The 11345-nt window shown below is 78.3% G+C and carries 7 protein-coding genes; 3 read left to right on the forward strand and 4 right to left on the reverse strand.

Translation table 11 applies throughout. The annotated features are described in order from the left end of the window. Nucleotide 1: 1 nt before the first annotated feature. Nucleotides 2–3439: a BTAD domain-containing putative transcriptional regulator gene (locus ACI79V_RS21760; RefSeq protein ID WP_456892648.1), complete on the reverse strand. Its 3438-nt coding sequence runs from the start codon at nucleotides 3437–3439 to the stop codon at nucleotides 2–4. A 174-nt stretch (nucleotides 3440–3613) separates the two neighbouring features. Between ACI79V_RS21760 and ACI79V_RS21765 the strand changes: the two genes are divergently transcribed. After that, nucleotides 3614–5008 (forward strand): FAD-binding oxidoreductase, encoded by a 1395-nt coding sequence (locus tag ACI79V_RS21765; RefSeq protein ID WP_456892650.1) that lies wholly within the window; start codon nucleotides 3614–3616, stop codon nucleotides 5006–5008. Here the strand turns inward: ACI79V_RS21765 and ACI79V_RS21770 are convergent. Genes ACI79V_RS21770 through ACI79V_RS21780 form a run of 3 tightly spaced genes read right to left on the reverse strand, consistent with a single transcriptional unit; the run spans nucleotide 4981 to nucleotide 8742 of the window. Continuing rightward, nucleotides 4981–5346, reverse strand: a complete 366-nt coding sequence (locus tag ACI79V_RS21770; protein WP_456892652.1) for an FAD-linked oxidase C-terminal domain-containing protein — start codon at nucleotides 5344–5346, stop codon at nucleotides 4981–4983. The two genes, ACI79V_RS21765 and ACI79V_RS21770, sit on opposite strands and share 28 nt — an antisense overlap. Next, nucleotides 5294–7066 (reverse strand): CocE/NonD family hydrolase, encoded by a 1773-nt coding sequence (locus ACI79V_RS21775; RefSeq protein WP_456892655.1) that lies wholly within the window; start codon nucleotides 7064–7066, stop codon nucleotides 5294–5296. Before ACI79V_RS21775 ends, ACI79V_RS21770 begins: the two co-directional genes overlap by 53 nt. Further along, entirely contained in the window at nucleotides 7063–8742 is a 1680-nt protein-coding gene (locus tag ACI79V_RS21780) for an FAD-binding oxidoreductase (protein ID WP_456892657.1), read from the reverse strand. The genes ACI79V_RS21775 and ACI79V_RS21780 overlap by 4 nt, the downstream gene beginning before the upstream one ends. A 38-nt stretch (nucleotides 8743–8780) precedes the next feature. Between ACI79V_RS21780 and ACI79V_RS21785 the strand changes: the two genes are divergently transcribed. Together ACI79V_RS21785 and ACI79V_RS21790 are read left to right on the forward strand one after the other, a co-directional pair. Beyond that, entirely contained in the window at nucleotides 8781–10304 is a 1524-nt protein-coding gene (locus ACI79V_RS21785; RefSeq protein ID WP_456892659.1) for a glycerol-3-phosphate dehydrogenase/oxidase, read from the forward strand. 113 nt (nucleotides 10305–10417) lie between these two features. After that, entirely contained in the window at nucleotides 10418–11212 is a 795-nt protein-coding gene (locus ACI79V_RS21790; protein ID WP_456892661.1) for a methyltransferase domain-containing protein, read from the forward strand. Nucleotides 11213–11345: the final 133 nt, after the last annotated feature.

Consider the following 11345-nt stretch of genomic DNA (forward strand, 5'->3'; position numbering starts at 1 on the left):
GCTAGGCGGGACGCTCCTGCACCGGCGGCTCGACGGCGGGCCGGCGGGACGGCGCGGACCGGCGGCGCCGGGGCGGGCGGTGCGCCTCCTCGGCCGGCACCCGGGCCAGGTGCGACTCGGCCAGCGCCACCTGGTGCGGCGAGCCCACCCGGCGGCCCTGCTCGCGGGCGCCGGTCCACCAGTCGCGGGCGGCCACGGTGTCGCCGGTGGCCTCGGCGATCCGGCCGAGCAGCTCGTCGTAGGCGCCCAGGCTGAACGCCGGCGTCCCGAGGACCGCCTGGCGGCCGCGGAAGGGCAGCAGCGCGACGGTGGCCATGGTGACCTCGGGCTCGTCGCCGAGGTGCAGCGCGGTCTCGGCCTGCAGCAGCACCGCGACGTCGCTGGCCCAGTCGCGGATCTGGGTGCGGCCCCACCGCGCGCGCAGCCGGCGGGCCTCGGCCAGGTCGCCGGCCTCCGCGGCGGCCAGCACCGCCATGAGCTGCAACAGCGGGTTGCCCTCGTCGCCGGTCTCGACGAGCAGGTCGATCGCCTCCGGCAGCCGGCCGTCGCCGCGGCGCAGCGCGAACTGGTGCGCGGCGTAGGCGTGCCGGGAGTGCGGCGTCACCTTCCGGTACAGCTCGTGCGCCTCCGTGGTCAGCTCCTCGGCGCGGGCGGCGTCGCCGGCCAGCCAGGCCGCGCCGGCCTGCTGCCACAGCACGTGCGGGCGCACCTCGGGCCCCGAGAGGGAGAACGCCAGCCGCCGCCCGGCCTCCAGGTCGGCCTCGAAGCCGGCCCGGTCGGTGAGGTGCAGCCGGATCGCGGCCCGGTGCAGCCGGGCGTAGAACTCGGTGCGCCGCGGCAGCCCGCGCCCGGCGAGCGCCAGCGCCTCGTCGGTGGCCGCCAGCCGCAGCTCCGCCGCCCCCGGGCGCCCCCACACCGCCAGCGAGTAGTTGTTGAGCACCCGGCCCAGCAGCTCGGGGTCGCCGACGCCGCGCGCCAGGGCCACCGCCCGTTCGGCGTACCGCACCCCGCGCTGCAGGTCCTCGCTGAAGGCCAGCTCCACGCCGAGGGTGCCCAGCAGCCGCGCGGTCAGCCGGTCGCGCTCGGCATCGGTCGCCTCGGGCGCGATCTCGTCGCCGTGCTCGAGCAGGTCCTCCAGCAGCGCGACCATCTCGGTGTCGACGACGCCGTGCGGCCGCCAGTTCCACAGGGTCACCGAGCCCCAGACGGCGGCCGACTCGAGCATGCAGCGCCGGTCGCCGAGCTCGCGGGCCAGCGCGAGGGCCTCGCCGACCACCTCGTGCGCCTCGGTGCGCTGCCCGCTGCGCAGCAGGTCGTTGCCCAGCGCGGTGAGCAGGTCGTGCCGGGTCCGGGTGGCGCCGGGCGCGGCCGGGTCGAGCAGCCGCAGCGCCCGCCGGGTGTGCAGCGCCGCCTCGCCGTCGGCCAGCCGGGCGCGGGCCACCTCCGCCGCCGCGGTCGACCACCGCAGCCCGGGGTCGGGACCGGCCACCGGCGCGGCCTCGACGAAGTGGTGGGCCAGCCGCTCGACCAGCGCGTCGTCGGCCCGGCCGCCGGTCACCCGCTGCTCCAGCGCCGCGCCCAGCCGCGCGTGCAGCTGCGCCCGGCGCAGCGCCGGCAGGTCGTCGGCGAGCACCTCCTGCACGAGGGCGTGGGTGAACCGCCAGCTCCACGGCGCCGACCCCTCGCCGACCAGCCCGGCGGCCGTGGCGGCGTCCAGGGCGGCGAGCGCGGCCTCGGCCTCCTCCCCGGCGGCCCGCAACAGGTCGAGGGTCACCTCGCGCCCCGCGACGGCGGCCAGCTCCAGCACCGGGCGGGCACCGGCGGGCAGCCGGGCCAGCCGGGTGCGCAGCACCTCGCCCACCGACGGCGGGACCGGCACCCGGTCCAGGCGCAGGTCGCGGGCGCCGCGCATCCAGCGGGTGAGCTCCACGACGAAGAACGGGTTGCCCGCGGTGCGGTCGTGCACCGTGGCGGCCAGGCCGGGGTCGCCGGCCCGCCCGAGCTGGCTGGCCAGCAGCGACCCGACGTCGTCGGCGGTCAGGCCGTCGAGGGTGATCGTGACCGCCGCCGGCTCGCGGGCCAGCCGGGCCAGGCAGTCGGCGACCGCCTCGGGGAGGTCCTCCCCGACGCTGCGCACCGTGACCACGACCAGCAGCGGCACCCGGGGGAGGTGGCGGGCGAGCAGACCGAGCAGCTGCACCGAGGTCTCGTCGGCGCCCTGCAGGTCGTCGAGGACGACGAGCACCGGGCGGGCCCCCGCGGCGGTGACCAGGCGGTGCCGCACGTCCTGGAACAGCCGGAAGCGCGCGGCGTCGGCGTCGGTCCCGCCGTCGTCGGCGACCGGGGCCGGCGGTTCCTGGCCCAGCTGCTCGAACACCTGCGTCCACGGCCACAGCGCCGGGGCGCCGGCGTCGTCGGCGCAGCGGCTCTCCGCCACCGCCCAGCCGGCGTCGCGGCTCATGGCGGCGACCGCCTCGGCGAGCCGGGTCTTGCCGATGCCGGCCTCGCCGGCGAGCACGACGACGGACGGTCGCCCGGCCGCGGCCCGCTCGGCGACCGTCCGCAGCCGGGCCAGCTCGTCGCGGCGGCCGACCAGCGACTCGTCGGCCGGGGCGACCAGCGGGGCCGGCTGCGGCGGGGGCGGCGGGACGACCGACAGCGCGGGGCGCGGCGCGCGGCGGGCCAGCGCGGGGTCCTGGCGGAGGACCCGGCGCTCGAGCTCGCGCAGCTCCGGGCCGGGGTCGATGCCCAGCTCCTCGCGCAGCAGCTCGGTGCAGCGGCGCAGCGCGTCCAGGGCGTCGGCCTGCCGGTCGGCGGAGTAGAGCGCGGTCACCAGCCGGGCCCACAGCCGCTCGCGCAGCGGGTGCTCCTCGACCAGGCGCTGCAGGTCGGTGACCGCGGCGTCGGCCCGGCCGGTGGCCAGCAGTGCGTCGCACCGGCGCTCGCGGGCGCGGACGTGCAGCTCGGTCAGCCGGTGCCGGTCGGCCGCGCCCGGGCCGTCGCCGAGCTCGGGCAGCGGCTCGCCGCGCCACAGCTCCAGCGCGCGGTCGAGGACGGCGACCGCGGCGGCCGGGTCGGTGTCGGCGGCGCGGTCGCCCTCCTCGACCAGCCGGGCGAACCGCAGGCTGTCGAGGTCGTCGGCGTCGACGGCGATCCGGTAGCCCGGCGCCCGGGTGAGCAGCACCGTCGCCGGCTCGCGCGGGCCGCGCTCGGGCTCGAGCACGCGCCGCAGGTGGGAGACGTAGGCCTGCAGGGTGCCGGTGACGGTGGGCGGCGGCTCGTCGCCCCACAGCGTCTCGACGATGCGGTCGACGGCGACCACCCGCCCGGCCTCGGCGAGCAGGAGGGCCAGCAGGGCGCGCGGCTTGGCGCCGCCGACGTCGACCGGCCGGCCATCGGAGCCCGTGACCTCGAGGGGCCCGAGGACGCGGTACCGCACGAGGCCGGATCCTCCCAGGTCCGGGGCCGGATGGGGAGGGGTTTCCGCACGGCGCGGCCCGGGCGGCCGCGGATGCGAGACGTGCAAGTCCTCTCCAAGTGACCGCCAAGGCCGCGTCGCCAGGGTCTGCGCCGTCAACCGATGCCCGACCGACCCTGCCCGAGGTGGCCCTCCATGACCCTGACCGTCCCCTCCACCCTCGACGTCGACGACCTCCGCCTGGAGGTCCGCGGACCGGTGCTCGCCGCCGGCGACGACGGCCTGGCCGCCGAGGTCGCCACCTGGAACACCGCGGTCACCCACACGCCCGCGCTCGCGGTCGGGGCGGTCTGCGCGGCCGACGTCGTCGCCGCGGTCCGGTTCGCCACCGCCCACGGCCTGCCGGTCGCCGTCCAGGCCACCGGCCACGGGCCGGTGCGCAACGCCGACGGCGCGGTGCTGGTCACCACCTCCCGGATGCAGGGCGTGCGGATCGACCCGGTGCAGCGCACCGCCCGCGTCGAGGCCGGCGTGAAGTGGGCGACGGTGCTCGCCGCCGCCGCCGAGCACGGGCTGGTCGGGCTGTGCGGCTCGTCGTCCGACGTCGGCGTGGTCGGCTACACCCTCGGCGGCGGGCTCGGCCCGCTCGGCCGCCGGTTCGGCTTCGCCGCCGACTCGGTGACCGCCGTCGAGATGGTCACCGCCGACGGCGAGCTGCGCACCGTCACCGCCGAGTCCGACCCCGAGCTGTTCTGGGCCGTCCGCGGCGGCAAGGGCAGCCTCGGCGTGGTCACCGCCCTGGAGTTCCGGCTGTACGCCGTGCCCGCGCTCGTGGGCGGCGGCTTCTTCTTCGCCGGGCGCGACGCCGCCGCGGTGCTGCACGCCTACCGCACGTGGGCGCCGACCCTGCCGGAGGAGGCCGGCTCGTCGGTCGCCGTCCTGCGCATGCCGCCCCTGGAGGAGCTGCCCCCGCCGCTGCGCGGGCAGACCGTGGTGCACCTGCGCTTCCTGTACGCCGGCGACGACCCGGAGGCCGCCGCGGCGCTCGTCGCGCCGATGCAGGCCGCCGGCGAGGTGCTCCTCGGCGGGGTCGGGCCGCTGCCGCCCACCGCGCTCGACGCGGTGCACATGGACCCGACCGAGCCCATGCCCGCCTGGGAGAAGGGCGCGCTGCTCGCCGACCTGACCGAGGAGACCGTCGACGCGCTGCTCGCCGCCGCCGGGCCGGAGGTGCACGTGCCGCTGGTCATGGTGGAGGTCCGCCAGCTCGGCGGTGCCCTGGGCCGGCCGGCGCCCGTCCCGAACGCGGTCACCGGGCGGCACGCCGCCTGGTCGGTGTTCGTGGTCGCGCCGATGGTGCCCGAGCTGGCCGGGGTCGTGCCGCACGTGGGCCGGGGCGTGCTGGCCGCGCTGGCGCCGTGGACCGCGACCGGCGCGCTGGTCAACTTCCTCGGCGACGTCGAGGGGCCCGGCGAGGTGCTGGCCGCGTGGGACGAGCAGGACGGCGAGCGGCTGCTGGCCGTCAAGCGCTCGGTCGACCCCGGCGACGTCTTCTCCGGCGGTCACGCGCTGCGGGTCTCCGGTGCCTGAGTCCCCGCGGTTGCCCCGCTCCCTGCGACGGCGGTCGGGGACGCCACCGGCCGTGCCCCCGCCGGGCTGGGCCCCGTCCGCGGACCGGCCGCTCTCCGCGTGCCCCGACCCGGCCGAGGACTCCGCCGAGGAGTCGGCTGGTCGGGGAGCAGAACCCCCGGACTGCAGGTACCACGGGGGTCGAGTCGCTGCTTGACCGACCGCAGCACCTCGACGCCGAGCGGCCCGTCTCGCCGCGGGCCGAACGGGCCGGCCGTCCGCCCGGGACCGTGGCGAGCGGGGTGCTCAGGTCCGCTGAGGGGTGGGGACCACGGTGACCTCCAGCCAGCTGTTGCCACCGAAGTGCACGCTGTTGCGCGACAGGTACGGCGGCACGGGCAGGTCGAACTGCGCGTACCCGTGGCCGACGCTCTCCCGCAGCAGGTCCGTGCGGCTGCCCAGCTCCAGCCGGAGCGTCTCCCCGGCCCGCAGCAGCACCGGAGCCGGCGTGAGGCTGAAGCGCAGCGCGACGGGCGCACCCGGGGTCAGCGGTTGGCGCCGGTCGGCGTCGATGGCGATCTCCACGGCCGAGCCGCGGGTGGGGTCAGCGGTGCGGGTGACCGGCCGCAGACCACCCAGGGACAGCAGGTGCGAGCGGCCCTCGGCGTCGACGCGGCTGAGGCGCGCCAGGACGTAGGAGTCGATCTCGGTGCAGCTGAAGGACAGCTGGGCGGTCACCGCGCCGGCCAGGAGGAGGTCGTCGTCGACGGGGAGCTCGAAGGCCAGGGTCTGCGGCGCGAGGTCGTCCAGCCCGGGCAGCACCGGCACCCCGTAGGGCACCGCCGCCCACGAGTTGGATCCGGCACCGTCAGGCTCGGTGCCCAGCCGGTGGGTCGCGGAGTCCGCGCCCGCCGACCCGAGGTAGAGCCGCCGGATCCCACCGGCCGGAGGTGGGAAGGCGGTGTCGGTGGCGAAGGCCCTGGCGCCGTCGACCCAGTAGCGCACGTGGGGCTGCTCCGCGTAGCCGTTCTCGACGCCGCGGAGCACGTGGTCGAAGAAGGCGAGTGCCTCGCCCTGCCAGGCGTAGACCGGCAGGTCGTACGTCGGTGGCCCGATGACCAGCCACGTGTCCTCGGCGGGGGTGCCGGCGTGCTCGACGAGGTCGTAGGCGCCGAACTGGTGCAGGTTGAAGTAGCCGGTGTTCTGCACCGCGACGAAGGGCACGTCGATCGCGGCCAGCTCGGTGCGGGTGACCTCGCGGGCGGTACTACCGGTGCGGGTCTTCTCGTCGAACACCCACCGCGCGTAGATCTCCCCGTAGTCGCGGGCGGGGGTGTGGGCGAGGAAGGACGCGAACAGGCGCTCCACGTGGGCGTGGACCGCCCTCTCCAGCAGCGGGTGCACCGCCCCGTTGGTCAGGCGGCTGAGCAGCGCCCGCCGCTCCGGTGCCAGCCGCAGCTCCTCCTGGCCCCTCGTGAAGTTCGCGCCCATCCACAGTCCGAGGAAGAAGCTGGCGGGGACGCCGCCGAACTGCACCACGTGGCGGAACAGGTCGGTCGACAGTTCGTTGGCGAAGAACGCTCTCAGCGCCGGCGGCCGGCGGGCGGCGACGACCGGCTGGGTCAGCGCGTAGTACGAGGTGCCGAACAGCACCACCTCGCCGTTGCACCACGGCTGCTCCGCGGCCCAGGCGATGACGGCCTCGTGGTCGTCGACGTCCCGCGGGTCGAGGAAGGGCAGCGGGTGCCCGCCCGACCGGCCCATGCCCCGGCGCTCGACGACGACCGGGCAGTAGCCGCGGTCGGTGAACACCGGCGGCGACCCGACCTCGTTGGACCCGGTCGGCACGCCGGCGGTGTGCAGCTCGGTGCTGTACGGCCCGAAGGACACCACCGCCGGGTACCGGCCGGCGACCGCAGGGGTGTAGACGTCGGCGTTCAGCTCGACGCCGCCGGCCACGGGGACGCGCTGACCGGGCAGCACCCGGTTGCCCAGCCCGTCCATCGCGACCGCACGCGGCTGCCATCCCGCGTACTGCATCCCGCTGGTCGAGCCCTCCAGGGGAACGTGCGGCGTCACCTCACGAGGATCCCCTCCTGGTCGGGTAGCAGGACCCCGGGGTTGCAGACGCCCCGCGGGTCCAGCCGCTGCTTGACCGCCCGCAGCACCTCGATGCCGAGCGGGCCGACCTCGCGCTCCAGCCAGGGGCGGTGGTCGGCCCCGACGGCGTGGTGGTGGGTCAGCGTGCCACCGGCGGCCAGCAGCGCGTCGGTGGCCGCCCGCTTGGCCGCCAGCCACTGCTGCAGCGGCAGGCCGTCGTCGCGGTCGGCCAGCACGGTGACGTAGAGCGAGGCGCCGGTGGCGTAGCCGTGGGAGACGTGGCTCATCACCAGCGGCTGCCGCTCGCCGCGGCCGAGCGAGGCGCGCAGCGCCGCGCGGACGGCGTCGTACACCGCCGGCAGCGCGGTCCAGGTGGCGGCCGTCTCCAGCGTCTCCACCAGCAGCCCGGCGTCCATCAGCCGGTCGCGCAGGTAGGGCGCGGCGTAGCGGTGCCGCCGCCACGACTCACCGACCCGCCGGCCGATCCGCGCCGCGCCGTGCTCGCGCAGCACCGGCACCGCTGCGCGCCGGCGGGCGCGGACCAGCGGCGGGAGCCCCTCCCAGCCGACGACGAGCAGGCAGCCCTCGCCGCGCCCCCGTGCCCGGAGCGACCCGCGCAGCAGCCGCGCCCCGGCGCCGTCGGCGTTGAGCAGGGTGGCGCGGGTCTCGTCGGGGTCGGAGAGCCGGACGACGTCGGGCAGCAGGTCGTGCCGCGCCAGCCGCTGCAGGCCTGCCAGCCCGTCGGCCCAGGTGCGGAACGACCAGCCCTCGTAGACGGCGGCCTGCGGCGCCGGCCGCACCCGCAGCCGCAGCTCGGTGACGACGCCGAGGGTCCCCTCCGAGCCCAGCGCCAGGCCCAGCAGGTCCGGTCCCGCGGCCGACGCCGGCGGGTGCCCGAGCTCGAGCACGCCTGACGGCGTGGCCAGCGTCAGCCCGGCCACCAGGTCGGCGAAGCGGCCCACGCCGGTGGAGGCCTGCCCGGCGGAGCGGGTGGCCGCGTAGCCGCCGAGGGTGGCGAACTCCCAGCTCTGTGGCAGGTGACCGAGGGTCAGGCCGTGCCCGGCCAGCGCCGCCTCCAGCGCCGGACCGCGCATGCCTGCGCCCGCGGTGACCAGCGAGGACGCGACGTCGAGGTCGGTCAGCGACGCCATGCGCGCGAGGTCCAGGGACAGCGAGGGCCGGTCGTCGGGGTCGACGCCGGCCAGCCCGCCGACGACGCTGGTCCCGCCGCCGAACGGGACCACCACGACGTCGCGCTCGCTGCACAGCGCCAGGAGGGCCGCGGTCTGCTCGGTGCTGCCGGGCAGGACGACGGCGTCGGGGGCGCCCGCGGCGTCGCCCGCGCGCCGGCGCAGCAGGTCCAGGTAGCTCTTGCCGCCGGCCCGGCGCAGCCGCGAGTCGCGGTCGGTGCGCACGTGCTCCTCGCCGAGCAGGTCCACCAGGGCCGCGCGGACGTCGTCCGGCAGGCGGGAGGGCGCGAGCCGGATCTCGTCGACGGGGACCGGTGGCGTGGGGCGGGGGGTCCAGCCCAGCTCCCTGGCCAGGTGACGGCGGGCGGCCCGGGGGAGCGCGGCGGCGGGGTCGGGCTCGGTCCCGCCCTCGGATGAGCTGCCGGGTCCCCACCCCTGGACGGTCAGTTCCGGCTGCTCGGACACGGCTACAGTCTGCCGGTGCCCCGGCCGGGACCCGTTCCGTGACCCGCTCGCCGGCACGTGGTCCCGACCTCACCGTGGCCCGCCGCGCGGCCGACCTCGAGGCGCTGGCCGGCGGGGACGTCGACGTCGTGGTCGTCGGCGGCGGCGTGACCGGCGCGGGCGTCGCGCTCGACGCCGCCGTCCGGGGCCTGTCGGTGGTGCTGCTCGAGCGGGCCGACCTCGCCGCGGGGACCAGCCGCTGGTCGAGCAAGCTCGTGCACGGCGGGCTGCGCTACCTCGCGCACGGCGAGCTCGGGCTGGCGCGGGAGAGCGCCCGCGAGCGCGCCGTCCTCGCGCGGACCACCGCGCCGCACCTGGTGCGGCCGCTGCCCTTCCTGGTGCCCGACGCCGCCGGGCGGGACGTGAGCGCGGTCGGGGCGCTGGGCGGGCGGCTCGGCGACGCGGTGCGCGTCTCGGTGCGCGGCGGCCGCGGCTCGCTGCCCGGCACGCGGCGGGTCGGCGCGGCCGAGGCCGCCCGGCTGGTGCCGGCGCTGCGCCCGGGCCGCGGCGGCGCGGTGTTCTGGGACGGGCAGCTCGCCGACGACGCCCGGCTGGTCGTGGCGCTGGCCCGCACCGCGGCCGCGCACGGCACCCGGGTGCTGACCGGCGCCCGGGTGGTCGCCGTCGACGGGCGCGACGTGCACGCCGTCGTCGACGGGGAGCCGGTGACGGTGCGGGCGGGCGCCGTCGTCAACGCCACCGGCGTGTGGGCGCAGGCCCTGGCACCCGGGATCCGGCTGGCGCCCTCCCGCGGCTCGCACCTGGTCGTGCGGGCCGGCCGGCTCGGGGACCCGGCCGCCGCGCTCACCGTGCCGCTGCCCGGCTCGCGGTCGCGGTACGTGTTCGCGCTGCCCCAGCCGGGCGGGCTGGTGTACCTCGGCCTGACCGACGAGCCGGTGCCCGGCCCGGTCCCCGACGACGACCCGCTGCCCAGCGACGCCGAGGTGGCGCAGCTGCTCGGGACGGTGAACCGGGTGCTGGCGGTGCCGCTCACCCGCGACGACGTCGTCGGCTCCTTCGCCGGCCTGCGGCCGCTGGTGCTGCCGGAGTCGGCGGGGCGGGGACCCGGCGACGCCACCGCGGACCTCTCCCGCCGGCACCTGCTGCGGTGGGACGGACCGGTCCTGTCCGTCGTCGGCGGCAAGCTCACCACCTACCGGGCGATGGCCGAGCAGGCGGTGGACGACGTCGTCGCCCGCCTCGGCCGGGGCGCCCGCCACTCGCGAACCGCCGCGCTGCCGCTGGCCGGCGCGGCACCGCCGGCTGAACTCGCCCGGGTGCGGGCGTCGGCGCGGCTGGTCGCCCGCTACGGCACCGAGGCGCCCCGGGTGGCCGCGCTGGGCGCCGACCCGGTGGTCGCGGGCCGCCCGGAGACGGTGGGGGAGCTGCGCTTCGGGGTGCGGGCCGAGGGGGCTCGCACGGTCGCCGACCTGCTCGACCGGCGGGTGCGGCTGGGCCTGGTGCCGGCCGACCGCGAGCCCGCCGTGGCCGTCGCCGAGGCGGTCCTGGCCGACGAGGCATAGGAAGCGATCCGCACGTTCCCGGCGTCGAGACGTGTGGATAGGTTCCAATGCCTGCCGTCTCAGGATGTGGGAAGCCAGTTCCGGCACATGAGACGGCGGGCCAGGATGCGGGGGTGGACACCTACACCCACGGGCACGCCGAGCCGGTCCTGCAGTCGCACCGGTGGCGGACCGCGGAGAACTCCGCCGGCTACCTGCTGCCGCACCTGCGCCCGGGACTGGACCTGCTCGACGTCGGCTGCGGCCCCGGCACGATCACCGTCGACCTGGCCCGCCGGGTGGCGCCGGGCCGGGTGACCGGGGTCGACGTCGCGGCGGATCCGCTCGGCGAGGCCCGGGACCTCGCCGAGCGGGCGGGCGTCGCGGTGACCTTCGCCGTCGGCGACGTCTACGCCCTCGACCTGCCCGACGACGCCGTCGACGTCGTCCACGCCCACCAGGTGCTGCAGCACCTCACCGACCCGGTGGCGGCGCTGCGCGAGATGGCCCGGGTCTGCCGGCCCGGCGGGCTGCTCGCCGTGCGGGACGTCGACTACGCGACCGTCGTCTGGCACCCGGCCGACGCCGGGCTGGACCGCTGGCTGGAGCTCTACTCCGCCGTCGCGCGGGCCAACGACGCCGAGCCCGACGCCGGTCGGCGCCTGGTGGCCTGGGCGCACGCGGCCGGCCTGCGCGACCTCACCGCCACCGCGTCGGCCTGGTGCTACGCGTCCCCGGCCGAGCGGGAGTGGTGGGGCCGCTCCTGGGCCGGCCGGGCGACGGCGTCGGCGTTCACCGAGCAGGCCCGGGCCTACGGCCTGGCCACGCGGGACGAGCTCGGCGAGCTCGCCGCCGCGTGGCTGCGCTGGGCCGCGGCGGACGACGGATGGCTCGCCATGCTGCACGGCGAGCTGCTCGTCCGCGTCTGACCCCGCCCGGGGGGGGGGGGGGGGGGGGGGGGGGGGGGGGGGGGGGGGGGGGGGGGGGGGGGGGGGGGGGGGGGGGGGGGGGGGGGGGGGGGGGGGGGGGGGGGGGGGGGGGGGGGGGGGGGGGGGGGGGGGG

Source organism: Geodermatophilus sp. SYSU D00700, from assembly GCF_054050255.1.

Coding starts and splice junctions, on each gene's coding strand:
- ACI79V_RS21765 (WP_456892650.1), top strand. CDS start 3,614: ATGACCCTGACCGTCCCCTCCACCCTCGACGTCGACGACCTCCGCCTG.